The organism is Ignavibacteriales bacterium (assembly GCA_026390595.1).
Lineage (GTDB): Bacteria > Bacteroidota > Ignavibacteria > UBA10030 > UBA10030 > UBA9647.
Genome location: JAPLFQ010000030.1, coordinates 1 through 25,475 on the forward strand (window position 1 = coordinate 1; position 25,475 = coordinate 25,475).

Genomic DNA, 25,475 nt, shown 5'->3' on the forward strand with positions numbered 1-25,475 from the left:
TTCTCGTGCTCTCCCTCTTCGACCTGCTTACGGCGCCTCATTCTTTCACCTGCTCTGATTTCGCCAGCATACTGTTCAGCTTTGCCTTGATCACTGTCGGCACTTCACCCCCCTGGATTTCCAGGATCCCCTCCGTGATCATCTCCATGTAGAACCGCTCATCGTTATTGATATTCTTAAGCCGGTCAGCCACCGGAAGCCACACGATGTTTGCCATGAAAACACCCCAGAGGGTTGCAATAAACGCGCTGCCGATATGTTTGATCAACGTATTGGGATCGGCTCCGGCGGACGCCAGGGTTGCGATGAGACCCATGACTGTCCCTATGATGCCCATGGTCGGTGAATACCCCCCCATGCGCTGGAAGATCGCGATGTACTGGTTGTGCCTCTGCGTGACATATACTGTCTCCGCTTCAGCCACGCCCCGAAGGACTTCAGGGTCCGCCCCGTCGATCAGAAATCGGAGCATCTTTGCCATGAACGGGTCCTCGATTTTCCCGCTTTCCCTCTCGAGCACCAGCAGTCCTTCCTTCCGTGCTATTGTGGAAAACTGGACAATCTGAGACATGGCAGACTTGACCTCAAATCTTGGAGGAAACAGAGCGATCCGCATGAGCGTCCCGACTTTCGAGAACACTCTGAGCGGCGTTCCTATCATCGCAGCGGCGAACGTACCGCCGAAGACGATTGTCATCGCAGGTATCAGAAACAGCGCCCCCACCTGTCCCCCCTCAAGCAGGAACGAACCGAAAATCGAGAGCAATCCGAAGAGAAGACCGCCGGCCATTCCTATGTCCATGCTTCGTTTCATCGTTATTGCAGGAAATCGACAAGCGTTTTTGGAATGGTCCTGGCACCGGCATTCAGCGCCGCTTCCAGCATCGTCTCCTGCTGTTTCAATTGTGTCACCGAAGCTGCAAGGTCAGCATCCTGGTCGTTGGAGAGAAACTGCGTCAGCTGCGTCTTCTGATCATCCAGGTGCTTTGTCAAGTTTTGCATGTTCTGTACGTACGTGCCCGCTTTACTCGTCTTGAGAATGATATGGTCAAACCCATTGTTGACACTGTCGACCTGCGCGGCAGTTGGAGGAATCCCCCCCTGAAGATTGTTCTTTATCTGGATCAGGATGTCAAATAGCGCTGTCCCCTGAAAAGCTTCCTCACCGGAGATATTCACCTGCTGGCTCAGGCCGTCGCCCACCTGGTAGCTGATCGTCCCATTGATCCCATTCGGGTTCTTCGTCACGGAGGAGTGATCCGCCGCGAGGGTGTACGGAGGATCCGTGGTCTGTGTCCCGCCAAAGAGATACTTTCCGTTGAACTTCGTGTTGGCGTAATTCACCGCCTCACTCAACAGCTGGTCGACCTGCTCTGCGAATGTCGAATATTCGCCGATCGACGAGGGGCTCGACGCCCTCGTCACAACATCCTTCACGTCAATAAACAGCGAAGCAAAACCATCCAGCGCATTTGCCGTCGATTCCGCTATGCCGCTTCCATCAGCCACGTTATTCGAATACTGCTCGTTGGCGTCCAAGGCAACCCTCAGCCGCAGGATTGAGTTCGTGGCGCGGGGATCATCCGATGGTTTCAGTATGCTTTTCCCCGTGGCGATCTTCGATTGAAGGTCTACTATTCTCCCCCTCGCCTGATTCACGCTCGACAGGTAACTATCCGACACTGCTTTCTCGGTCACTCTCATTATGACACCATCCCAAGCATAGTTTGATACATCTGATTGACTGTTGTAATGACTTTGGCAGCTGCGTTGAATCCATTCTGAAATTTGAGCAGTTGGACCATCTCCTCATCAATGGAGACACCTGAAATCGAGTCGCGCTGGTTCTCCAACTGTTTCAACACCAGCGTCTGCGACTCGGAAGTATTCCTCACAGTCTGGATCGTCGATCCGATGTCACTTACCAGGTTCGCGTAGTACTGCTGAATCGTGGTGGACCCGCCGCTCAGAACTTTCTGCGAAGAAACAGCCGACAATGCGAGCGCTATCGTATTGTTGCCTGGAGCGCCATCGCCGGACGCGGCCACGAGATTCAGGTTTGCCACAATTGCCGGATCTACATTGACAGAACGGGCATCGACGCCGGTGAAGAAGTTGTTTCCAGTCGGAGGTGGCGTTCCAAGACCATATCCCGTCGTATGGACGGCATTGATCGACGTGATGATCGCCGATGCAAGACTGTCCAATTTGGACTGGTATGCCGGGATCTGGGCATTACGGGTTTCCAGAATTCCCCCCAGATCGCCGCTGGAAATGTCGACTACGCTCGATGTACCCGAAACCGTAACCTGCAACTGCGAACCCGACACACCCACCTGCAGCGTGCTGTACCCCGCCTTGTCTTCAACGAACGCCGTGCCAAGCGTAATGAGCGTGCCTCCCTGGCCGTCATCTGACACCTTGATATTCGCAAGCTTCGCGAGTTCTTCAATTTTGCCGTCCCTTGAATCTCGCATATCGTTCGCATCGAGTCCACCCGCCTCCAAAGCCGTAATCCGCTTGCCAGTATCGTAGATTTCCCTGACGAGCACATTGATTTGATCGACTTTCGTCTGTGCGTCGAGGACCAGATCGTTTTTCAGCTGGTCAAGGCTCGAAGTAATGCGATGGAACCCGTCATTCATCGCTCCCGCCTTCTGCACCACCGCATTCCTGAACGAGCTGTCTTCGGGATGAAGGGAGAGATCCTGAAACGAATTGAAGAAGCTGTTGATCAGTGATCCCACCCCGGCATCGGTAGGTTCATTAAACGCCGCTTCGATCTGACTCAGAACATTCTCTTGCGTCGAGGACTTGCTCAGGAACTGGTTCGTATTCCAAATCTGCTGGTCGACAAAGCTCTGGCGAATTCTCTGGACTCCTATCGCAGCAACACCAGTACCGACATAGCCGAACCCCTCCCTCGTCGGCGGCGTCGCCGCGAGCTGCAGCCTCTGGCGTGTATACCCTGCCGTGCTTGCATTGGAAATATTATGGCTCGTGACGTCAATCCCCGCCCGCTGCGCAGACAATGCACGTTTTGCGACATCCAATATTCCATTCAGTCCGCCCACAGCGCTTGCTCCTCGAGTTAGATTGTCTTGTCCACAAGCTGACGGGCATTGTCGTCAGTCAGTATCCGGAGTGTGTGCTTGATGAACCGGGCCGAGCTATCGAGCAGTAGGCGGTTCTGCTGGTTCGTATGCTGGACGCGCAGGCCCACGGTCTTGATCCTCTGCGCAAGCTCAGAGAGCCGCGTCCCGGTGTTTCCGCCGACGTAGTGTACGACATCGCTCACCGTCGCGCCCCCACGCTTGTCTTTGAACGCAGGCAAGGCAGAAACGATGTCCGCCACAATTGTCACACGCTCCAGCTCGAGATCCCGCATTCGATTGAGCAGCGAGCGTTCACGATCCACAGCGTCAGCCATGACATCCGCTTTGAAATAGATGAGCGATTCTTGTTTCCTTTCCATCGCGTTGAGCAGTTCGTCCGAGACGTCTGCCTCGGTTTGCAGCACATCAGCGAGCTGTTCGGCTGTCCTCATTACTCGGCACTCCCTTGTTGTTCGAAGAGACGGATGTACTTCATGACTCTGTTCACGTACTGGTTCGTTTCAGGAAAAGGAGGAACGCCCTGGTGCTTTTCGACAGCCTGGGGTCCGGCATTATACGACGCGACCGCCAGGCGCACATCACCATCAAACCGGTCAAGGAGCTGCTTGAGATATTTCGATCCTCCAAAGACATTCTGTTGCGGATTCCACACATCCTTGACACCCATGGCGGTCGCCGTTGAATCGATCAGCTGCATCAGCCCCTTCGCGCTTTTCGGTGACATCGCACGGGGGTTTCCGGCCGATTCGGCGGCGATGACGGCCTTGATCAAATTCGCATCAACGTCATACTTCGTGGACGCATCCTTAATGATGTTCTGGAGCTGATCAATCCTTTTCGGCATGCTCTTCGAACTCGTGTCGGCCGGAGCGATGGACACGGTTGCACGGGGAGGCGGGGGGAGTGACACTTTCACATGGTCCGGCAGACTGACAGGTGCACTTGCCGGCCTCGGCGCCTGCTTCGGAAGGCTCTCGCCCGTGAGCTGCCTGTACAACATGTCCCCCATTCCAAGGCTGCTCTTGCGGGCGACATGTTTTGCGATTTCCAGATCAAACATCCCCTGCATCATCTCACCGCCGAAATCGGAGCTCTCGTCTTCCGATTTCTGCACCGTCTTCCGCATGTTTTGCAGCAGGTAATTGACGAAGATCGCCTCGAAATCCTGGACGGCCTTCTGGAGCTTCAGCTTGGCTTTCTCGTCGAGGACTTTCGTCTTCGGAGTGGCCTCAACTGTGGCTGCAGCATTTGTGACATCAGGTATCATGTCCTGCCCATGCTTAGATGATGACAAGATCTGCTTTGAGAGCGCCAGCTTCTTTGAGTGCCTGGAAAATGGCGATGATATCCCTTGGAGACACCTTGAGAGCGTTCAACGATTTCGCAATATCCTGCACTGTTGCAGCCCCTTCGAGCGCCACGACCGACGAACTGTCAATCCCGGCAGCCACAGTCGTCATTGATGTAGAGACGGTTTTGCCGCTGGAAAACGCATTCGGCTGAGATATGACCGGAGTCTGCTGAATCTCGATGTTGACACCGCCATGGGAGATCGCCACGGGCAGGATGGAGACATTTCCGCCGACCACGATTGTTCCCGTCCGCTCATTGATGACAACGCGCGCAGCGACGTCGGGATTGATTTCAAGTATCTCGATGATGGAGATAAATTCCACAAGCTTGCCGTCAGTACGGGAGCTGTCCGGCACTTCGACAGCTACCGTGGAAGCATCCGTCGCCCATGCGATCTTCTTCCCGAGCTTTGCGTTGATTCCCTCGGCTATGCGGCTCGCCGTCGTGAAATCCGACTGCAACAACACTATGGCAACCTTCCAGCCTTTCGCGTAATCCGTGGTAACGGATTTTTCGAGCACTGCGCCGCTCGGGATTCTCCCCGCAGCGGTGTGGTTGCGGCGTACTTCGCTTCCGCCGGCCCGCACGCTCATGCCGCCCACCGAGAGAGCTCCCTGGGCTGTCGCATAGACAGCGCCATCAAGCCCTGACAGCGGCGTCATCAACAACGTGCCCCCCTGCAATCCCGTCGCGTCACCGAGCGAAGAAACCATCACGTCAATGGCGCCCCCTTCCTTTGAGAAGGCAGGGACCGTGGCGGTCACCATCACGGCGGCCGCATTGCGCGTCCGGACGTCACTCGATGGAACGGTGATACCGAATCGTTTCAGCATACTGGTCACAGACTGGATCGTAAATGTCGATCGCTGCGTGTCTCCGGTACCGTTGAGACCGACAACCAGCCCGTACCCGATAAGCTGCTGACCGCGCACTCCCTTGACGTACGCGATGTCCTTGATCCTCGTCGCAGACCAACCGGCCTGGAACGACACTATCAGCAGAACGAAAACCAGTTTCGATGTGCATTTCATAGTCACGCTCAGAATAGCCAATGAAAGAGCTTCGTCAGCCAACCGGGGCCCTGCGACCTGTCGATCATCCCGCTCCCCTCAAAGACTATCTTCGCATCGGAGATGCTGGAGGAGTAGACGCTGTTGTCTGCCTGAACATCCGTTGGACGGATGATGCCGGAGATTTTGATTACCTGTTCCTCGCCGTTGATGCTGATCAGTCGGCTGCCGTTGATCCACATGTTTCCGTTGGAAAGAATAGAGTCGACCCGGGCGCTGATACTTGCACGCACCAAGCCCTGGCTCTGCGTGGCGCCAGACCCCTTGAAGGTGTTTCCCGATCCGAGGTTGAATCCGGCATCTGGAATCGGCGTTGCGCCGGCTTTCGCTGATCCGGAAAGTGAGATGCCGCTTTCACGGGACGAGGAGGTCTTGGAATCATTTGATGCACTCGATGCCTCCACGACGAGCACCGTAACTGCGTCGCCAACATGATTTGCCTTCTGGTCAGAAAAGAGAGATCGACTCAGATTTTCCCGCAGATCCTGTGCTTGCACCATGCTGCCCACTGCTGCTGCGCATACCAACACCACACATCTCATAGCCCACGTCCTGATCATCTTCATCCTCTCTCACCTAATTGTTCTGTATGCCGGGAACGGGCTGTCCGATTTCGACGAAGACCGTGCGGGCATCAAGCACAGTCGCCTTGAGCCGTTCTTTCGAACCGGATCGCTGGACTGCAATAATATCACCGACACATCCCTCCTGTTTCGCCACCCCCTGTGCAGTCACGACCGCCTTGCCAGTCCGAATGGATATCGTCACCGCATCCTCCTGCCTGACAACGGGCAATCGTTCCAGCATGCTCGCACAGAGAACGGAATTCGCCCCAACGATCCGGACTGACCGCATTCCTTCGAGCTCCGTTCCCTCAAAAATGACGTCTTCCGGAAGGCCGGTGGTTTCAAGACGCCGCGACATCATGCCCCCGCCGGTGATCGCCTCGTGACGCTGCAGCTGCCGGTTCGTCGCCACGACATTCCCATACGTCCTGACTTGTGCAGGGATTACTATCCTTCGCTCGACCCGGTCGTTGCATACAATTTCAACCGGTATGCCGACGTACCCCTTCAATTTCGGGACTGACCCGATCCCGACGCGGACGGAATACGACGATGATGACACCTTGATGGCCGACGGAACTTCCCGGAACTCCACCTGGAATTGCTCACGTTTTGACTCCCATCGACCGGCGACATATGCCTCGACCGCCTTCTTTATCCTGTCGGGATGAACAATCGTCACACCGGTATTGAGGCAGAGCAGTATTGATAGAAAAGCCGTCATCACTTTGTACGCTCCCGAGGAGTCTGATCCGTTACCGCTGCAAATTATTCGCCATGGCGAGCATATCCTCGACAGTTTTCACCGTCTTCGAGTTTATTTCGTATGCCCGTTGAGCGACGATCATGCTTATCATCTCTTCGACCACATCGACATTGGAGGACTCGAGCGAACCCTGCATCAGATCTCCAAATCCCTCTCCCCCTGCAACGCCCAGATTGGGTTTCCCCGAGGCGGGAGTCTCGACAAACAGGTTGTTCCCGATTGCCCTCAGACCCCCGGGGTTCACGAACTTTGCGAGTTCGAGTTGCCCAACCTTCGTCGGGGTCGTTTGTCCCACGATGGTCGCCTCGATGGTCCCTTCTTTTCCTATCTTGACGCTTGCCGTATCTGTGCCGAAGCTGATCCCCGGCTCTATCATATCTCCGAGGGATGTCACGAGCTGGCCTTCTCCTGAAATCTTCAGCGCACCATCTCTCGTGTATGCGATCGTGCCGTCCGGCCGCCTCACCTGCAGGAATCCCTCTCCCTGGATCATCAGATCGAGTGGGTTGTTTGTCGGCTGCACATCGCCCTGGCTGAACGACTTCACGACCGCAGCTGGCATCGTACCGTTTCCAATCTGGATCTCCGTTGCTTCCTGCGTTTGCCCGTCGGGAGACGTGGAACTGGCTTTGATCGTCTGATACATAAGATCCTGGAACTCTGCACGGCTCTTCTTAAAACCGGTCGTGTTGACGTTTGCGAGGTTGTGCGAGATCAGGTCCACATTCATTTGCTGGGCCAACATCCCGGTTGCCGCTGTTCGAAGTGCTCTGTTCATGCTCTCTCCTCATCAATGGAAATCATCAAACCCTGCCGACATCGAGCGCACGCTCGAGCGTCGTGTCCTGGGCTTTGATCGTTCGTTGGTCCGTTTCGAAACTTCTGCTCAGTTCCACGAGTTGAATCATTTCGCCCAGGGCCTCCACGTTCGATTCTTCCAGAAACCCCTGACGGATTACTACTGAATGACCATCAACTGCGGCGCGCTGTTCGGGAGCATCGGTCGTAAACATCGTCTGGCCGGCTTTCCTCAGCTGTGACATGTCGCGGAAGTCGGCAATGCGCAATTGCCCAAGGACTGCCTTTCCCACCGTCACCTCGCCCCGCTCGTTAATCGTAATCGACGAACCAACAGCTTTCTCGGGCCGCGGAATCTGAATATGGCCCGACGTGCTTAGCACGGGATATCCCTCAGCATTGACCACCGTCCCGTCCTGCGAAAGCGAGAACCCGCCATTGCGAGTGTACTTGATCCCCTGCGGCGTTTCGACGACGAAGAATCCCTTTCCCTGGATCGCCAGATCCAGAGGGTTGTGTGTCTGGGCAAAGGAACCTTCTGAAAAGTCGGTAAACTGCTTGCTGTCCAACCCTTTCAAATCCGCAAGCCCTTCGACCTGCGACAGCCCTGCATCCTTCATGGCCTGGATGAAAAGGCTGTCTCTCTTGTACCCCGTCGTGGCCGAGTTCGCGATATTGTTTGCGAGGACCTCGAGGCGCGTCATCCGCGGCTGCATCCCTGTACCTGAATTGTAGATTCCTTTGATCATGCTGCGTCCTCCGTCTCCTTCTGAGCGAGAGATAACCGCAAGAGCTTCGACGCCAATTCGAGCTCACCCTTGCCAACGCCAAGCTTTTTGGCAGCCGAGATTCTACCCTTGGCCGGTATGATGGTAGTTCCTATCGTACGTGTGACGCTGAGATGACCCTGCGTCCGTGCGTTGTCCCGAATTCTCATTGCGAGTTCGACGTCTCCCTGATTCCTATGATACTGTTCTGCGAACGTCAGTGCAGGCACTCCGTCCCGCTCAATCCTCTCCTCCGGTTCGAATTCATACTTCCGTTCTTCCCGTGAGCGCTCGGGGACAGCGGCCTCACCCCTCTCTTCGTCGTTCGGCGTGCGCGTCTGTAACGACCGCGCCTGCGCTGATGCGAAGAGCAGCTGTTCGAGTTTGTTTGCCCTGGTCATCTTCCGCTTGATGAGGATAGCCAATGCGGCGATGGAGGTCAGGAGAGAAAAGCCTGCCACGACAAGCCACACCAGGAGCTTCCTACCTGCGGGAGTTGGCTCCGAACCGGACTTCGAGCTCTGCAATGTCAGATTCGCCTGCGCCGGTGCATTACCTGCTGCTTTCGGATGACCAGCATCCTCGAGCTGTTGACGGGCGAGGGCAGCGATGTCGAACAGCGGCGACGGATGGTGTGGATCGTCCGGCAATGCTCTGTCCTGTGATCTCTTCGCTGCGGCCTGAGGCCGACTCTGCTTTGCTTCTTTCGTCTGAGTTGGAGCAACCCTCGTCTTTACCGGAGATTCATTTGCGACGATGCTCGCGGCTGGGGCTACGGTGTTCTTCGCGAACACATCGATCCAGATTGCCTCGTGACGGTCGTGCTGGGTTACCTGGAACCTCGCGTAGCCATTCCGCAGCAGCATGACTATTTTAGAAGTCGCGTTGACAACCGGTTCGACTGATGCGTTCTCTATGAGGCCGTTACGGAACTGCTTGTTCCACCCGCTCTGAGAAAGCGCCGATTTGATATCAGTCACGGTCAGCGTCAGGACATTGCCGCGTAGTTCCTGAGAATACTTCAACGGTCCCTTGAAGAACACCAGGAGGCGGGTGTACTCGGGACGAACGGCATAGCGCACATTTCCTTTCGCGGCGTCATCCTGCATCCCGGCAGCCGCACAGGAGAGCAGAATCATCGAAACCATGAGAGCAGTTGTGCGAGATCTCATTGGGCAGTCCTCCTCACAGGCAAGCTGATAGAAAACGTAGTCCCCATTTCGGGGGACGATTGCACCTTGATCTCCCCCTTATGCTGCGATATGATCTTGCTGCAAATCGAGAGACCGAGTCCCGTTCCCTTGCCGGCTTCCTTCGTGGTGAAAAACGGAGCGAAGATCTTCTCAATAACTTCCTTCGGAATTCCAGTGCCGGTGTCTGCCACGTGGACAAGCACTTTGAATCCTTTCGACTCCGTAGAGACCGCCACCTTGCCTCCGTCCGGCATGGCATCCCGGGCGTTGATGAGCAAATTAAGAAACACCTGCTGGAGATAGTTGGCGTTCCCGGGGATCGTTGGCAGCGTCGCAGCCAAGTCCGTGGAAATTGCGACCCTGTTGTTCTGGAAATCATGCTTGACAATTGCAACGACATCCTCGATGGCTTTGTTAACATCCACGAGCTCGATCTGGAAATCGTCCGACACTTTCCGGGAGAATGTCATCAGCCGTTTCGTGATCTCCGCGAGCCGCCGCACCTGCTGGTTGAACATCTCAAGCCAGTTTGGTACCGGTTTTCCCTTCATCGCCATGTCCAGATGCATCATGAGGATCTGGATTGGATTCTTTATCTCGTGGACGATACTTGCTGCCAACTCGCCGAGTGCGACGAGCTTCGCCGCCTGCATCATCTGCGCGTGGGAGGCCTTCAATTCCTGGTTGGCCTTCACGAGCTGGTGATAGGAGCGCCAGTTCTCGACCCCGGCCGCGGCCTGGTTTGCGAGCACGGTGAGGAGCTGCATGTCCTGGTTGGAGAATTCCTGCTGCGGCTTCTGTGTGTGGATCAGGTAGATACCGACATCCTTGTTACGCAGCACCAACGGGACGATCACAAAGTTCTGGGGCGATCCGTCTCCCATCATATGAGAGAGATCGGGGATAATCACGGTCTTCTTTTCCGAGAACACCCAGTCCACGATGCCTGATTCGAGGTGCTGCTGGGCCTCGGCCACAAGGAGCTCCGAGCCATGAGATGTCAACGGGAGCAAGCGCTTATCCGACATGTCAAACAAGAAGACGTTCGCTTCGATGATGGGGAGCACCTGCTGGCTCAGCTCGATGAGCGTGCTCACAATGCGCTCCGGCTCGACGGCCGTGCTGATCGTGTTCGACAGCCGCTGCATCGCGACCAGCTCGTCGATCGACGACCGAATGTCGAGGTTGTTCTTGTTGAACTGATTGTTCTCCCGCTTCAGGGCATCGATCGTCTGTTCCAGGGCCTTGATGTACATCTCCCTGTTTTCGATGAACTGCTCTATCCGCGGCTCAGCCTCATCCACGAGATGCAGGCGGGGTCGGTCCTCTGATGGATTATTATGTTTGTTCGATGTCATTTTTACATCACATTCAGATGCGCAAGCATCGCCGCTTCACGGATATCGGCGTTGATCACTTCGGTGTAGTTTCTGATGTATTCCTCAAGCACGTTTGGATCGTCCAGCTGCAGCCGCGTGAGGGCCCCGGCGTCAAACTCGATTCCTTTATCAAACTCGACTGCTCCGCCGTTGATTCTCGCCGCGAACACGTCCGCGCAGTGGATAATGGCAACCAGATCAGGGTTCTTCTCCGCTTTGCCCGGGTCGCTGTGCAGCAGCACGCCTTCGGCAAGGTGATCGGGCAGGTTCCATCGTTCGGCAAGCCAGCTGCCGATGTCCGCATGCGTGACACCCAAAACGCTCTCCTCCGCTTCCATAAACGTCAGATCGCTTTCGCGTGCAATATCGACAATGCGCTTAAACTCATTGTTGAAGTAGCGATGCATGACCGAAATGCCCATGTCGTGCAGCAGTCCTCCGACAAACACTTCTCCGCTCACACGGTAGCCGAGATCCCTCGCGAGCCTTCGTCCGATGACTCCGGTTGCAATGGAATGGTCCCAGAAGGCCTTCGAATCGAAATACTTGTCCGACTTTTTCTGCAGCGAACTCACCAGGGAGATGCTGATGACAATCTCCTTCAGCGCATCAAAACCGAGGACAATGATCGCAAAATCGATCGTCGCGATCTTCTTGGGGAACCCGTAGAACGGGGAATTCGCGATCTTCAGGACTTTCGCGGTCAGCGCCTGGTCGGTGGAAATGATCTTTCCAAGTTGCGAGGCGCTAGTCTTCGGATTATCCACCATCTCCACAACCTCCATCGCAATCGACGGAAGCGCTGGCAGGTTGATAATGGTTTTAACTTTATCGCGTATGTAGTCAGCAGAGAGCATGGGAGAAGCTACACAATTAGGGTTATTGCTGCGCGCAGTCTGGCAAGGGCTGTGGTCTGCAACTGCTCGACATCCGGAACTGAAACGCCCAACACTCTGGAAATGTCCACAATCGGAAGCCCCTCATAGTACAGCAGGGCGAGTACGACCCGTTCCTGTTCTGACAGCTCCTGCATTACCTCAACGAGGTTCTGCTTCAGTTCCGTGATCAGGGTTGCAAACTTCGGAGCGTGGGAAAGGTCCTCGCGGATTGAGGCAACGTATCCTGAGGCAGAATCGTTGGTCAGCGCCGCTTCCGTCAGCCCTAGAGTCGCAAGCGCCTGAGGGTCATATCCTTCGATCGATTCGTAATCCGTCTTGTGAATCTGGAGACGATGGCAGAGAACTTCAGCGGTATGAACGATGGAGACCAAGGTCCTGTGCGTCGTCGCGGAGGCCGGCTTGTGGTGAAGCCTGATCGCCGTGACGATATCATCCGACAGATGCCAGTGCGTCGCCAGCCAGGCACCTACATCAGCATGATCCTGTTTCGGGAGGGACGCGGAGACTAACCCTTTCGAAGTGCCTGCGCCCCCCTTGTTCATCCCATCATCACTGACGTGCTCATTGAGAATGACATAGCCAATATCATGGAGCAACCCGGCGACAAACGCGTCGTTCGGGTCGCAAAGGCCGGTCTGCTCAGAGATGAAGCGTGCCCCGAGCCCACATCCGATGGAATGGTCCCAGAACGCCTCGAACCGAATCATACTGTTCACCATGCGTCGGAACGCCCCCGTGACGATGGAACGAACCACCATTTCGCGGAGAGCGTCAAATCCGAGCAGGATAACGGCAAAATTAGGGTCCTTGACGCGTCGCGAAAACCCGTAAATGGGCGAATTCGCCTGCCGCAACACCCGTCTGACGAGCGTTTGGTCCTTTGAAATTGCCGACGTGAGTTTCGCCACACTCGTGAGCGGATTGTCGACGAGTTCGATGATCTCATTCACGCGATTCGAAATCGAGGGACGCCTCACCAGGGAGACGTAGCTTTCGGACACCAACTGATCGGACGTTGTTGTCATACCGTGTCCTCTAAGTATGTGCGCAATTCTTGCAGAACAGCTGTGTGGATTTGAAATACGCGTGACTCCGAAATCCGAAGGATCCGGCCGATCTCCCGGAATGTCAACTCTTCGTAATAGTACAGTGCCATCACCAGGCGATCCCGCTCTTCCAGCGACTCCAGCGCTCCGATCAACCGGCTCCGCGTATCTTCGGCACACAGAATCTCATGGGGGTCGGTGGACGGATCGGCTGCGATGTTCTGAATAACATCGGTTTCGTCGTCGTAACTGACACGGTGATCCATGGTGGCACCTTTCGCTGCGGTCAGCAATTCCTGATATTCCTCAATCGTTAACGAGAGTTTCGTCGCAATTTCCCCGGCCGTGAGCGTCTGGTTGTCCGCGCTCTCAGATTCCTGAACTACCCGGTTTCCCTGCCGCCCCTTCTTCCGAACAGATCGCGGAATCCAGTCGAGTTTTCTCAATTCGTCGAGGATGGTGCCCCGGATCCTGGTTACCGCATACGTCTCAAACCGTACATTCTTTGCCGGATCAAACTTCTCGATAGCGTCCAGCAATCCGAGGAGTCCGAATTGGATCAGATCCTTCTCTTCAAGAACACGCTCCTGTGCTGTATGAATAAAGCCAAACCGGCTCGTCACATAACGGACAAGCCCGAGATTGCTCTCGACCAGATCTTTCTTTGAGCAGCATAGATCTTCGCCGGACATCGACCGGTGCTCCATGGATCTCTGTGCAGACATGGTCATCATGAATATTCTGGAACCCCCTGACTAGGCCGCAGTCTGCGATGGTTTACTCACAGGGCGCGGCTCCTCTTTTTGCGGACTCCGCTCTTTGCTTGCGATCAACACTGCAAGGGCAAGGAGCGCTGAAAGTGCAACCGTGACAATGACAAATACAATAAACGCACGGGCAACGGTGTCAAGAACCGGATAGCGTTCCGTCGAGAACGCCACAAGGGAAACGAAGAACGCCAATGCTCCAATTTGGAAGATGATCTTGTTCATACCGGCTCCAGCCTCCTTGCTTCCGTGTGGGATGGTACCTGAGCACCAAATGTCCTTGCGAGTGCCCGAAGAGACAGCGCTGCTGGTGAGTAAGGATAGAGCTTCACCAATGGCTGCTGTTGCACGACCGCCCGCAGTGTGTTGTCATCATAGGGAATGAAGCCGATGTAGCTGGCCTGCGCGTTCAGGAAGTGACAGAGCGCAGTCTGCAGTTTCTCCGCAGCCTCGTTGGCACATTGAGCGAGCCGCACGGCGTTCATGAGAAAACTGATTGGAATGCCGGGATTTCCCGCAAGGATGATCTTCATCATCGCGTAGGCATCCATCACCGACGTCGGTTCGACGTTTGTGACGACCAAGACGTCGTCTGAATGAATGGCGAAATTCACAATCTCTCTGCTCAGTCCCGCCGCCGTGTCAATTACGACGAGATCAAAATGTTCCTCTGTCGATACGAGGTCATGCATCAACCGGTTCTGGTGCTCCAGATCGAGCTGCGGATACGCAGGATCGCCTGAACTCCCTGCGAGAATCTTCAGCCGCTGGTACGGGCTCACCACTGCGTCCTCAATCCCAAGCTCGCCCCTCAACACGTTGTTCAGTCTCCATTTCGGTGAGATGCCGAGCATCACGTCCAGGTTTGCGAGGTTTGCGTCCGCGTCGAGCAGGAGAACATTCTTGCCTGTTTCCGAGAGTGTGATGGCCAGGTTCAACGCGACAGTGCTCTTGCCAACGCCCCCCTTTCCAGAGGTAATCGTGACGACATGAGGTCGGACGCGGCCGACTTCGACATGACGCCTGGATGTCATCCGCCGCAACCCTGAAGCTTGATCCTGTATGTGTGTCTCGTCATGCATGAGCCAATGCGCCTTGATACACCAATGATGCAAACTTGATGCCATCGGCTACGACGATATCGTCCGGAACTCCTTGTCCTGTCGTCAGATAAGAAACGTTCACATTTGCCTTCTGCGCAATATTGAACAGTGGTCCGAAAGTAACCGCCTCATCAATTTTCGAAAAAATGATGTTGTTCGGGCGAAGAACCTTGAACTTCTCGACGATTTCGAGGAGTGTTCTGGCGCCGGTGGAAGCACTCAGGACCAGGTGTACCTCGTCCGGTTTGGCAGCTTCCACGAATTTCCTCAACTCCGTCAGGTCCTTTGAGGAGCGCTGGCTTCTGCCGACCGTATCGACGAGGATTACGTCCTTGTCCGAGAATTTCTTCAGTGCTGCGCTCATTTCCGACGGCCTGTAGACTACTTCCATGGGAATATCAGCAATGGAGGCAAACGTCCGGAGCTGTTCAATTGCTCCGATCCGAAATGTGTCTACGGTGATCAAACCAACCCGCGCGCTGTTCAGGAACTTCTCAATGGCAGCAAGCTTGGCAATCGTCGTTGTCTTGCCTGCCCCGGTGGGACCAACGAGCGCGACGACCCGGGAACGCTTCGTCTTGTGCCTGGGGGGGGCTCCGGTTTTCACCAAAGCGGCGATCGTCTCGATCAGGCGCCGGTCTATGATCTCTTTCCTGTCCAGATGCCCGGGAGGCACGCTCTTGAAGACAGCATCCGTCAACCTGGTTGCCGATTCCTCACTGACATCTTGTTCAATCAGATCCACATACGCCCGTTTCAGATGATCCGGCAGGGCGGGCGTCTGGCTGAATCTCAGCGTGTGCGCAATTTCTGTCACTGTGGATTTGATATCCTCCACTTCGGATTTCAGGTGGTAGTATTCGGCCGCTTCTCTCGCCTGCGGCGGAATCAATTTGGAGCTCTCCGTATGCCGCTTTTCGAAATGCTCAGCCACTTTTCTCAAACCGTCGACAGTCTGATGGCTTTCACCGCGCACATTTCCCGTTGGCACCTGGAGGCCGGTATTCTTCAGCAGGGCCTCGAAGCTCCTTGCGTGCCGCCCGTCTGCGTCACGGCTTCCCCCCGGGGAGTACGTGGAATGCTGCAGGTCCACCTGCTCGTCGATTGCTGCGGTGATTTCTATGAGTTCTTTCCCGAGGACTCCGAGTACACCCCCCTTTGAGACCCGGTGCGTATTCAAGACGATAGCGTCCGGACCAAGTTCGTTCTTCATCTGTTGTGTAACGCTCTTGATGTCCGGACCGACAAATTTCTTAATTCTCATCGCTTGCCTCCAGCTTTCCTAGGAATTCGATATCCGTTTCGGGTGGGAGTTCGGTGAACGAAAGCACAGCAACATTCGGGAACGTCGTATGAACAAGCCTGTAGAAATACGGTCGAACCGTTGCAACGCAGAGGACGACGGGCTGATAACCGGCAATCGTTGCAGTCTTCACATTCTCCTGCAGACTCTGATGGATACCCTGGACCGTGACAGGGGAAAGGCCGAGACTCGGGCTGCTCTCGCGATTACTCTGCAACGCGTGCGTTAACACCTGCTCCAGCGCGGGGTCCATTGCGATCGCGTGAATGATCCCGCGTTCGTCACCGTACATCCTTGCAATCGTTTCAGAAAGGGAGTGTCTGACGTATTCCGTCAGGACCTCCACATTCTTCGTGACCCTTGAATAGTCGATGAGTGCTTCGAGGATCGTGGCGAGATCGCGAATCGGGATACCTTCCTTCAGGAGGTTCTGAAGCACCTTTTGTACAGTGCCGAGAGGCAGTGTGTCAGGATTGAGCTCTTCGACGACTGCAGGGTATTCCTTTTTGAGATTCTCGATCAGTTTCTTGGTATCCTGACGGCTCAGAATCTTGTCGGCGTTGCGCTTCAGAATTTCCTGCAGATGCGTCGCAAGCACGGTGCACGGATCGACGACCGTGTATCCCTTGAGCTCCGCCTCTTCGCGTTCGCGTTCCGACACCCACACGGCAGGAAGTCCGAATGCCGGTTCTTTCACCGCGATGCCGGCGATTTCTTCCGCCGCAAAGCCCGGGTTCATGGCAAGGAACTTATCCATCACTATCCGGTCGGTGGCGACGACATTCCCGCGGATCTTGAACACATATTCACTTGGCTCGAGCTGCAGATTGTCCCGCACCCGAACCGGGGGAATGATGATGCCGAACTCGAGCGCGAGCTGCTTCCTCAGATTGGTGATGCGGTTGAAAAGGTCCCCCCCTTTGGCCTCATCGACCATCGAGATCAGGCCGTAACCAATTTCCAATTCGACCGGATCCACCTGAAGGAAATCCTCAATTTGCTCCTCTTTCTTTTTGATCTCCTTCGGCGTTTGTCCACCTTCGGGCACCGCGACGGAGACGGCAGGACCGTTCTTCAGGTTCACGTAGCCGACAACCCCGGACAGGCCGGAGAGAATCAGGAATGGGACCGTCGGAAGGCCCGGTACAATTGCGAAAGCCAGGAGAGCTCCCGAAGCGATGAGAAGCGCCTTTGGCTTGCCAAGGATCTGTCCCCTCAACTCCTGCTCCAGGTGTTCACCGGAAGCGCTGCGCGTGACGATCATGCCAGCCGCCGTCGCGATAATCAGCGACGGTATCTGCGTGACGAGTCCATCGCCGATCGTCAACAGCGTGTAGCTCTTCAGCGCGTCGGTGAAGCTCATCCCCCGCTGCGCTACCCCAATCACAAAACCACCGACGATATTGATCACGTTGATGACCAATCCGGCGATCGCGTCCCCCTTGACGAACTTGCTGGCGCCGTCCATCGCGCCATAGAATTCCGCCTCCCGGGTGATCTGCAACCTGCGCTGGCGTGCTTCCATCTCGGTTATCAGTCCGGCGTTCATGTCGGCGTCGATGGCCATTTGTTTTCCGGGCATCGCATCCAGTGTAAACCGGGCGGCGACCTCCGAGATACGCCCCGATCCTTTCACAATGACGATGAACTGAATGAGCACAAGGATGAGGAAGACGATAAATCCAACGACGTAGTTACCCTGGACCACAAACGTGCCGAACGAGCTGATCACGTCTCCCGCGTATCCTGTTCCGAGGATGAGGCGCGTCGAGGCAACATTAAGGGACAGCCTGAAGATCGTGATCACGAGCAGCATCGCCGGGAACACGGAGATCTCCAGCGGGCTCGTGATGTACATCGAGACCATGAGAATTACGATTGCGATGGTAATATTCGCGGAAAGGAAGATGTCGAGCAGCATCGCAGGCAGCGGGATAATCATGAGCGCAATGATCATGATAACCGCTACAGCGAGAAAGACATCGGTGTTCCGGGCAAGCGCCTTCATCGCGCCTGAATTCATCAATACACTGACACCGTTGGGGGCTCGTTCGTCCACAGTTTCCTACCGCCTGTGAGTTCGATTGTGTTGATCGCGCATACGATAGATGTATGCGAGCACCTGAGCAACCGCCTGAAACAGCTGTTCAGGCACTTCATCGCCTATGTCAACCGCCTTGTACAGCGCCTGCGCAAGCGGCTTGTCTTCAACAATGGGAACATTGTTCTGCTTGGCGACCTCTTTGATTTTCTGGGCAATCAGGTCTGCGCCTTTCGCAACAACCTTCGGTGCCGTCATCTTTGCCAGGTCGTATTTCAATGCCAGCGCAAGGTGCGTGGGGTTCGTCACCACAACGTCAGCTTTAGGGACGTCTGTCATCATGCGCTTGTAGGCGATCTGACGCTGGATGGTTTTGATCCGCCCCTTCACCAGAGGATCTCCCTCCAGCATCTTATACTCTTCCTTCACTTCCTGCTTCGTCATCCGCAGGTTGCGTTCGTACTCAAGCCTCTGGAACGCGTAATCAAACCCGGCCAGGACGAGCATGACTGCACTGGCCTTTAACCCTACCGCAAACGCCCCTTTTGCCATGAAGGCCATGACGGCATTGGCGTCGGCGTCGATCAACTGCAGGGAATCGGAGAGGATTGAATCGAGCGTGAAATATGAGACAAGGCCGATGAGCGAGATCTTGACAACCCCTTTGCCGAGCTCGACGGCCGAACGGCGTGAAATGAGGATGTTTCGTATTCCGGACAACGGATTGAGTTTGCTCCATTTTGGGCGGATGGTCTCAAACGTCAGAAGAAAGCCGACCTGAGCGAAGTTCGCCAGGAGTCCGACGAGGACCAGACCTATTGCCAGAGGAGCGACTGCGATACCGATGATAGCGAACACGCGGGCGAATTCATTCTGCAGCGTGTTGCGCGTAATCTCCATCTCTGCAGCGTGAGCGAAAAACGATTTTGCAGCCGCGCTGAGCTGCTGTGCGATCATACCGCCGGAGAAGTAAATGATCATCAGGCCGAAGATGAGCACCAGGGCGGAGTTCAGCTCCATGCTCTTCGCAACCTGTCCCTTCTTCCGGGATTCTTCCTTCTTGCGGTCCGACGCCGGTTCAGAGCGTTCGTCGGCATTTGGCATCTCTTCTGCCATCTCTACAATGCCCTCACCAGTTCAAGAATATTGTTTTCAAACACCAACAGGAGCTTCTTGAACACGAATACCATCACGGGTGCCGACGTCATCAGGACGACAAGGCCGACTCCGATTTTCAATGGAAATGCGACACCGAAGATATTCATCTGCGGCATCACCCTAGTGATGATCGCAAGGGCTATGTTGGTGAGGAACATTGCAACGATGACCGGGGCGGCGAACTTGACTGCAACGGCAAACATCAGTCCGGAGAGACTCACCATCTTCTGGTATGCGGCTGCCGCAAGGGAGAATCCACCGATGGGAACCGCTTTGTAGCTCAGCTGCAGTGCCTGCAGTATGAAATGATGTCCATTCAGAGCGAGAAACACCAGCGCCATAAACGTATAGAGGACTTCACCCACAACGGGAATCGTAGCGTTCATCTCAGGGTCGTACACGCTGGCGATGGAATATCCCATATCGAAGCCGATGAGTTCACCGGCGTAATGGATGCCGGCGAACAACAACCCAACTGCAAACCCGATGATAAGTCCTACACAAATCTCCTGCAGAACAAGCACAATCATGCCGATTAACTTGATATCGATTTTCAATGCCACGGATGACTGCATGGGGAAGAGCACAAACGTCAGAAAGAGCGCCAGGGCCACTTTGAGCTGCGCCGGAATCGCCTGATGGCCGAGGATTGGTGCGACCACGATCAGCGACGCGATCCTCGCAAACATCAGAATAAAGACCATGAATTGTGAAACATACACTTCCATGCGGTCAGTGTCCCAGCGTGGGTATTTGGCTGAACAAGTTGATTGTGAACGACATCAGGATATCAAGAATCCAGGGGAGCGTCAGGACGATGACTGCAGCCATCACAATGATCTTCGGCACGAAGGTAAGTGTTGCCTCCTGGATCGACGTCGCGGCCTGAAAGATCGAAATCAACAAGCCGATAACAAGCGATATCAGAAGCGTCGGACCTGAGACGAGGATGAGGGTATAAAATGCTTCCCGAAACACGTGGATGATGAAATCTTCTGTCATGCTATGTTCTCTGTCTGCTGTGAACCGAATGCGGGGACTTACACATGGAAGCTGGCGATCAGAGATCCGATCACGAGGTGCCAGCCATCCACGAGAATGAACAGGAGTATTTTGAACGGCATCGAGATCATCGCCGGGGGCAGCATCATCATGCCCATGGCCATGAGAATGCTTGCCACAACCATATCGATAATCAGGAACGGAACGAAGAGCACCAGGCCGATCTGGAACCCGATCCGCAGCTCGCTTATAGAAAACGCCGGAATCAACACATAGGTTGGAATTTCCGTTCTGTTCTTCGGTTTTTCCAGGTTCGCCATCTTGACGAACAAGGCAAGATCTTCCTCCCGGGTCTGTTTGAACATGAATTCGCGCAGCGGTTCCACGCCCTTGTCGTATGCATTGTTCATCGTCATCTTGTTCTGGAGGTAGGGCTGGAGTGCCTCGGTGTTAACTTTGTTCCAGACGGGAGCCATGACGAAGAACGTGAGGAACATCGCCAACCCCAGGAGCACCTGCGCTGGAGGCATCTGCGGCGTTCCCATGGCCTGCTTCAGGAAATGGAGCACAACGATGATGCGTGTGAACGCGGTCGTGAGAATCAGCAACGCCGGCGCAAGCGACAGGATCGTCATCAGAAACAGGATCTGCAGCGTGACGGAGACATCCTCCGGCTTTGTCGCTTTACCCACCTCGAAGGAAATTTTCGGCATCGGAAGAATCTTTTGCTGAGCCGGCAATTCTGCCGCCAGAACGGCGAGCAACAAACATACAACTGCGAGTTTTCTAATCATGGTTCCTTAGCGTATTGAACGACGCGTCCCTGCAGTCCCTGTGCCCGTGGATTACGAGTGTACTACCTTGCCTGCGTCGACGGAGGAAGCAATCCCCGGCTTATCCCCTCTCCAGAGGATGACATTGAAAGGTTTGTGGAAGAAATCACCGAGCGTCTCGGCGGTGCGGAGTCTTTGCTTGAAGCTCACAAACGAGGACTCCTTCTGATCCCGGGCGCTTTCCTGCCGGGCTTCCAGCGATAGAACTACGGCCGCGTCATCGATCTCCCCAACCGGCTGGATACCCTGCTCGGTGGAACTGATCACCAGAACTTTGTTCAGGACCTTGACGACGTACAGCATGCGCTTCGGCTGAAGAACCTTCTGGCTCAGGACCTCGATATCGACCAGATTTGCCCTGCTCCCGGAGCCTATATGCGAGAACTTCTTCACCGCTAGCAGTACCACGACCATCAACCCAAGCACAGCTATCAGGGAGAAGATCGTCTTGACAAGTGCGAATTCCATACTTACCTCCCCAGTGCTTTGACACGCTCGGCCGTCTCGACCAGGCTTGTGATGCGGATTCCGAAGTGCTTCTCGATGACGACCACTTCTCCTTCAGCCATTTTCTTGCCGTTGATCAGAATGTCGACCGGCTCGCTGGCTAGCTTTTCAAACTCCACTACGGAGCCACGCTGCAGATCGAGAATATCCTTGATCAACATCGTGGTCCGGCCCAGCTCGATGGACACCTGCAGTGTCAGGTCCATCAGCATGTCCATCTTCCGGTCCTTCGAACCGCTGTGCGGACTCGGGTCGACTTTCTGGAACTGGGCAGTCTGTACTTCCGCTGCCGGTTGAGCCGCCTGCACACTCTCCTGCGTCTGAGCCTGCCCGGCTGCAAACGCCTCGAGCATCAGTTCTTCTGCCTTCGCTTCTTCATCATGTGCATCCATAGTGCCATCTCTTCGTTGGTGATTATTGAGAATCCTTTTGTGCTTCCGACCCTACGCGCTGAACCTTGACCGCCATCCGGCCGTTCGAAACACCAGGTCTGCCCCACAGCCAGGGCTTACCTCCGATGTCCACTTCCACCTCGCCCGAAATGGGAAGGTTCGTCCGAAGAATATCACCAGGCTCGAGTTCCAAGAGTTCACTCAGCGCGATCGTTGTGTAACCGAGCACAGCCGTTGCCGGGACCGTGGTTGTCGAGATGTCCTTCATCAAGGCGGTGGACCATTTCCCGCTCTTGCTCGAGATCGTCATGCTCTTCAGCGATTGTGTGTTCAACTTCGAGAGCACTTCATCGAGAGCAAATGTCGGAAAGCAGATATTCATGAGATATTTCTGGTCCCCGAATGACAGTTCGAGCGACACCAGGAGAACGATTTCGCTCATCGGTGCAATCTGGACGAAATCACCCTCCGACTCGTACCGTTCGAGCTGGAATGTGAGCGAGCCGACTGTTTTCCACGCCTTCTGCAGGTCAGAGAGCGCTCTGAGAACGATTCCTTTGATGATGCTCTGTTCGATCTGCGTAATAAGTCTTGGGTCTTTCTCAGACTCCAGCGAGCCGCCGAGCAGCCGGGAAACGATCGAAAGAACGAGCTGCGGGGAAAGCTCAATCACTGCAAGGGCGTCTGATTCGACAATGCGGAACAAATACAGACAGCTTGGATTGCCGATAGAAAGGACATATTCCGAGTAGAAGATCTGGTCCACTGAAGTCACTGACACATTCAGGTTTGTCTGTAACCTCGAAATCAGGTAGGAGCCAAATGTCTCGCTGAAGCCTTCGTGCACCGCCTGAAGCGTTCTCAGCTGATTTTTCGAAAGGCGGTGCGGAAGCCGGAAATCGAACGTGATGATGTCACGCACAGCCTTCCGTTCCGTTTCTTCAGGCACGACGGGCTCGACAACACCGGTCGAGATCCCGGCGAGAAGACTATCGATCTCTTGTTGTGAAAGAATCTCAGGCATGCGTGATCAGGTTCTTATTGGATGATGAACTTGCTGATGTAGACGTTTTTCAGTTTACCGCTGCGCAGCAGCTTGCTGACGCTCTTGCCGATTTCTTCGCGGAGGGCATCCCGTTGTTCCGGGGCCGCCAGTTCTTCCAGGCGTTTGCCGGTGAGTATCGTGACGAGCACGTCGCGCGTTTGAACTTCTTTCTGCTCCAATTCCGTTTTCGCCTCTGCGGTCAGCACTTCGATGCCGACAGTTGTGACCAGCAGACGATTGCCATTTGTCCCTGCCGGATTGACAATAACATCCTTAATGACAACGATTTGCGTCGTCTGTTCTCCCCCTTCTCCCTTCTTCTCGTCATGTTCCGCTGCAACGACTTCCTGTCCACCCTGTGCCGGCGACGGGGCGAGGAATTTCGTCACGAGGAAGTAAATGACGACGATTTGTACAAGGATGATCGGCCCGCCGAACATCAGGATCTTCTTCATTGACAGACCTTCTTTCGCCGGCGGCGCTGCTGGTGCTGGTTGTGGTGCTTTAGGATCGAGTGCGGGCGTATCTTTTGCCATGATTGGTCTCCGTTTATCCAGACCTAGTCGGGCAAACCTCGTGCCAACCGGTCGGCGCTCTCAAAGGCCAGAAATGGCTGAATCGTTGGATACTGTGAAGATCTGAAAGGGGAGAAACCGGGGAGTGTCGAGCTTGTTGGCTAATAGTAGGCAGATGTGGATTATTGAAAGCCTGTGGCGATCAGGCTTTGCGTTTCCTGGGCGATGTGAACTCCTTCTTGTAGGCTATCACCTTCTGAATGACCTCATCGACCGACTCCTTCACAATGATCTTCTTCCCGGTCGTCGTGCTGATGATAGTGTCCGGGGTCGATTCGAGGAATTCGATCAGGTCTGCACTGACAATGATCTTCTGATTCTGCAACCTGTGCAGCTCAATCATGGATGCTCCTGTATTTGAACCGGAAGGTCACGGCAGTAAACTGCCAGGTGACGGACCGGATCCGTTCTGTTCTTGACAAGAAAACAAGTACTCCGGGGAAGTCACGCGGACTTCCCCGGAGCGAAAACGATTACCGCTTCAAGTTGACCACTTCATTCAGGATTTCATCACTCGTTGTGATGACCCTCGAATTCGCCTGGAAACCGCGCTGTGCCACAATCATCTTCGTGAACTCCTCCGGCAGATCGACGTTCGACTGCTCGAGGGATGATGGCAGGATCCGGGATGTTGATCCGGCACCCGGGTTGATGATCGATATTGTTCCGGAATTCGGCGAGATGTCGTACAAACCATCGCCGACCCTGCTCAGGCCCGACGGATTCGTCGGCTCACCGAGTACAATACGACCCAGCGTCATGACCTGGCCATTCGTGAAACTTCCGGTGATGTAGCCGTTCTGGTCAATTGCCCAACTTGACATATCTCCGGACGCGTATCCCGCAATATTGGTCGGGGTCAGCACCGAAGTTCCCTGGGTCTGCGTAAGCGTACTGAAATCAAGACTGACATTGAGGCTCGATGCACCGTTTGTGAGTGCAACCGCCGGGATCACAGCGGGCGATCCCGTAGCGACGGAACCGTCCGCGTTGAAGGTCACACTCCCCGTCCCGAGCGATACCCCTGCGGCGTCAGTCACCTTGTAGTCCCATTTGTTGGCCGTCGCGTTCTTGGTCAGCGTCGCAGTGAATGCGTGCGTGATGCCGAGTGAATCGAACACGTTGAACGTCGTGTTGACCTTGCCACCAGATTCAGGAACCGCCGGCGGGCCCGCCGCTGCCGGGACGTACGTGGCAGCCGAAGCGTCCAGGTTTCCGGCAATTTTCGCAACGTCCGTCGCTTTTGGTGCCGACTTCCTTGACATGTCAATGACCACGTCACCCAAACTGGCACCTGCGGGAATAACACCCTGCCCATTGGCCAGCTTTCCCTGAAGCACGGCTCCCGTACCTTTCATCACGAGCGCACCAGTCGAATCGCGTTCGTATGCTCCGACGCGAGTGTAGAGATTCTTGTTGCCATTCCTGACGATGAACAAACCAGACCCTTCAATTGCGAGGTCGGACTGATTGCCAGTGGACTCGATAACTCCCTGTGAGAAAATCGTATCGATCGACATCACAGATGCTCCAAGACCAACCTGAACCGGGTTCGTGCCACCTGTGGTTCCGGTGTTCTGCGTCGCTCCACGTACCGTCTGAGAGAACAATTCACCAAACGTGATACGGCTGCTCTTGAAACCGATAGTGTTGATGTTGGCGACGTTATTACCGATTACGTCCATCATGGTGGTGTAGTTTTGCAGACCAGTGACGCCTGCCGAAAGAGACCGAAGAAATGCCATAGTAGTACCCTCCTGAGAGTTTTGTGTGTATGCTTCGCCAGATATCGGTCG

The 25,475-nt window shown here is 54.9% G+C and carries 29 protein-coding genes; all 29 read right to left on the bottom strand.

Annotation, left to right across the window (positions count from 1 at the left end):
- Positions 1 to 37 precede the first annotated feature (37 nt).
- Complete coding sequence (locus NTU47_15945; protein MCX6135297.1) at positions 38 to 814, bottom strand: MotA/TolQ/ExbB proton channel family protein; 777 nt, start codon at positions 812 to 814, stop codon at positions 38 to 40.
- A gap of 2 nt (positions 815 to 816) precedes the next feature.
- Positions 817 to 1,704, bottom strand: coding sequence for a hypothetical protein (locus tag NTU47_15950; protein MCX6135298.1), 888 nt, complete (start codon positions 1,702 to 1,704; stop codon positions 817 to 819).
- On the bottom strand, positions 1,704 to 3,074 hold the full coding sequence (gene flgK / locus NTU47_15955) for a flagellar hook-associated protein FlgK (GenBank protein ID MCX6135299.1): 1,371 nt from the start codon (positions 3,072 to 3,074) through the stop codon (positions 1,704 to 1,706). Before flgK ends, NTU47_15950 begins: the two co-directional genes overlap by 1 nt.
- A gap of 17 nt (positions 3,075 to 3,091) precedes the next feature.
- Positions 3,092 to 3,547 carry a flagellar protein FlgN gene (locus tag NTU47_15960; GenBank protein ID MCX6135300.1) on the bottom strand — a complete coding sequence of 152 codons (456 nt, stop codon included), beginning with the start codon at positions 3,545 to 3,547 and terminating at the stop codon, positions 3,092 to 3,094.
- Positions 3,547 to 4,410: a transglycosylase SLT domain-containing protein gene (locus tag NTU47_15965; protein MCX6135301.1), complete on the bottom strand. Its 864-nt coding sequence runs from the start codon at positions 4,408 to 4,410 to the stop codon at positions 3,547 to 3,549. Before NTU47_15965 ends, NTU47_15960 begins: the two co-directional genes overlap by 1 nt.
- Positions 4,397 to 5,500 (bottom strand): flagellar basal body P-ring protein FlgI, encoded by a 1,104-nt coding sequence (locus NTU47_15970; GenBank protein ID MCX6135302.1) that lies wholly within the window; start codon positions 5,498 to 5,500, stop codon positions 4,397 to 4,399. Before NTU47_15970 ends, NTU47_15965 begins: the two co-directional genes overlap by 14 nt.
- Positions 5,501 to 5,508: 8 nt before the next feature.
- On the bottom strand, positions 5,509 to 6,099 hold the full coding sequence (locus tag NTU47_15975) for a flagellar basal body L-ring protein FlgH (GenBank protein ID MCX6135303.1): 591 nt from the start codon (positions 6,097 to 6,099) through the stop codon (positions 5,509 to 5,511).
- A gap of 16 nt (positions 6,100 to 6,115) precedes the next feature.
- Complete coding sequence (flgA, locus tag NTU47_15980) at positions 6,116 to 6,829, bottom strand: flagellar basal body P-ring formation chaperone FlgA (GenBank protein ID MCX6135304.1); 714 nt, start codon at positions 6,827 to 6,829, stop codon at positions 6,116 to 6,118.
- A gap of 31 nt (positions 6,830 to 6,860) precedes the next feature.
- Entirely contained in the window at positions 6,861 to 7,649 is a 789-nt protein-coding gene (gene flgG, locus NTU47_15985; protein MCX6135305.1) for a flagellar basal-body rod protein FlgG, read from the bottom strand.
- Positions 7,650 to 7,674: 25 nt separating this feature from the next.
- The gene (gene flgF, locus NTU47_15990) at positions 7,675 to 8,418 is read right to left on the bottom strand and encodes a flagellar basal-body rod protein FlgF (protein MCX6135306.1); all 744 of its coding nucleotides are present in this window, start codon (positions 8,416 to 8,418) and stop codon (positions 7,675 to 7,677) included.
- Positions 8,415 to 9,608, bottom strand: a complete 1,194-nt coding sequence (locus NTU47_15995) for a hypothetical protein (GenBank protein ID MCX6135307.1) — start codon at positions 9,606 to 9,608, stop codon at positions 8,415 to 8,417. Before NTU47_15995 ends, flgF begins: the two co-directional genes overlap by 4 nt.
- Complete coding sequence (locus tag NTU47_16000) at positions 9,605 to 10,987, bottom strand: ATP-binding protein (GenBank protein ID MCX6135308.1); 1,383 nt, start codon at positions 10,985 to 10,987, stop codon at positions 9,605 to 9,607. The genes NTU47_15995 and NTU47_16000 overlap by 4 nt, the downstream gene beginning before the upstream one ends.
- Before the next feature lie 2 nt (positions 10,988 to 10,989).
- Positions 10,990 to 11,865, bottom strand: a complete 876-nt coding sequence (locus NTU47_16005) for an HDOD domain-containing protein (GenBank protein MCX6135309.1) — start codon at positions 11,863 to 11,865, stop codon at positions 10,990 to 10,992.
- 8 nt (positions 11,866 to 11,873) lie between these two features.
- Positions 11,874 to 12,932, bottom strand: coding sequence for a sigma-70 family RNA polymerase sigma factor (locus NTU47_16010; GenBank protein ID MCX6135310.1), 1,059 nt, complete (start codon positions 12,930 to 12,932; stop codon positions 11,874 to 11,876).
- Positions 12,929 to 13,687 (bottom strand): FliA/WhiG family RNA polymerase sigma factor, encoded by a 759-nt coding sequence (locus NTU47_16015; GenBank protein ID MCX6135311.1) that lies wholly within the window; start codon positions 13,685 to 13,687, stop codon positions 12,929 to 12,931. Before NTU47_16015 ends, NTU47_16010 begins: the two co-directional genes overlap by 4 nt.
- 21 nt (positions 13,688 to 13,708) lie before the next feature.
- Positions 13,709 to 13,945 carry a hypothetical protein gene (locus NTU47_16020; GenBank protein MCX6135312.1) on the bottom strand — a complete coding sequence of 79 codons (237 nt, stop codon included), beginning with the start codon at positions 13,943 to 13,945 and terminating at the stop codon, positions 13,709 to 13,711.
- Positions 13,942 to 14,754: a MinD/ParA family protein gene (locus tag NTU47_16025; protein ID MCX6135313.1), complete on the bottom strand. Its 813-nt coding sequence runs from the start codon at positions 14,752 to 14,754 to the stop codon at positions 13,942 to 13,944. Before NTU47_16025 ends, NTU47_16020 begins: the two co-directional genes overlap by 4 nt.
- 40 nt (positions 14,755 to 14,794) lie before the next feature.
- Positions 14,795 to 16,087 (bottom strand): flagellar biosynthesis protein FlhF, encoded by a 1,293-nt coding sequence (gene flhF, locus NTU47_16030; GenBank protein ID MCX6135314.1) that lies wholly within the window; start codon positions 16,085 to 16,087, stop codon positions 14,795 to 14,797.
- Entirely contained in the window at positions 16,077 to 18,185 is a 2,109-nt protein-coding gene (gene flhA / locus NTU47_16035) for a flagellar biosynthesis protein FlhA (GenBank protein MCX6135315.1), read from the bottom strand. Before flhA ends, flhF begins: the two co-directional genes overlap by 11 nt.
- Positions 18,186 to 18,191: 6 nt before the next feature.
- On the bottom strand, positions 18,192 to 19,283 hold the full coding sequence (gene flhB / locus NTU47_16040; GenBank protein MCX6135316.1) for a flagellar biosynthesis protein FlhB: 1,092 nt from the start codon (positions 19,281 to 19,283) through the stop codon (positions 18,192 to 18,194).
- A gap of 2 nt (positions 19,284 to 19,285) precedes the next feature.
- Entirely contained in the window at positions 19,286 to 20,053 is a 768-nt protein-coding gene (gene fliR / locus NTU47_16045; protein MCX6135317.1) for a flagellar biosynthetic protein FliR, read from the bottom strand.
- 4 nt (positions 20,054 to 20,057) lie between these two features.
- Positions 20,058 to 20,327 (bottom strand): flagellar biosynthesis protein FliQ, encoded by a 270-nt coding sequence (gene fliQ, locus NTU47_16050; protein ID MCX6135318.1) that lies wholly within the window; start codon positions 20,325 to 20,327, stop codon positions 20,058 to 20,060.
- A gap of 38 nt (positions 20,328 to 20,365) precedes the next feature.
- Positions 20,366 to 21,121, bottom strand: coding sequence for a flagellar type III secretion system pore protein FliP (gene fliP / locus NTU47_16055; GenBank protein MCX6135319.1), 756 nt, complete (start codon positions 21,119 to 21,121; stop codon positions 20,366 to 20,368).
- 51 nt (positions 21,122 to 21,172) lie between these two features.
- Positions 21,173 to 21,628 (bottom strand): flagellar biosynthetic protein FliO, encoded by a 456-nt coding sequence (locus NTU47_16060; GenBank protein MCX6135320.1) that lies wholly within the window; start codon positions 21,626 to 21,628, stop codon positions 21,173 to 21,175.
- Positions 21,629 to 21,630: 2 nt separating this feature from the next.
- A complete protein-coding gene (fliN, locus tag NTU47_16065) occupies positions 21,631 to 22,059 on the bottom strand; it encodes a flagellar motor switch protein FliN (GenBank protein ID MCX6135321.1) in 429 nt (142 codons plus the stop codon).
- A 22-nt stretch (positions 22,060 to 22,081) separates the two neighbouring features.
- Positions 22,082 to 23,083 (bottom strand): flagellar motor switch protein FliM, encoded by a 1,002-nt coding sequence (gene fliM / locus NTU47_16070; GenBank protein MCX6135322.1) that lies wholly within the window; start codon positions 23,081 to 23,083, stop codon positions 22,082 to 22,084.
- A 14-nt stretch (positions 23,084 to 23,097) separates the two neighbouring features.
- Positions 23,098 to 23,640, bottom strand: a complete 543-nt coding sequence (locus NTU47_16075) for a flagellar basal body-associated FliL family protein (GenBank protein MCX6135323.1) — start codon at positions 23,638 to 23,640, stop codon at positions 23,098 to 23,100.
- A 181-nt stretch (positions 23,641 to 23,821) separates the two neighbouring features.
- Positions 23,822 to 24,022, bottom strand: a complete 201-nt coding sequence (locus tag NTU47_16080; protein ID MCX6135324.1) for a flagellar FlbD family protein — start codon at positions 24,020 to 24,022, stop codon at positions 23,822 to 23,824.
- A 130-nt stretch (positions 24,023 to 24,152) separates the two neighbouring features.
- A complete protein-coding gene (locus NTU47_16085; GenBank protein ID MCX6135325.1) occupies positions 24,153 to 25,424 on the bottom strand; it encodes a flagellar hook protein FlgE in 1,272 nt (423 codons plus the stop codon).
- Positions 25,425 to 25,475 lie beyond the last annotated feature (51 nt).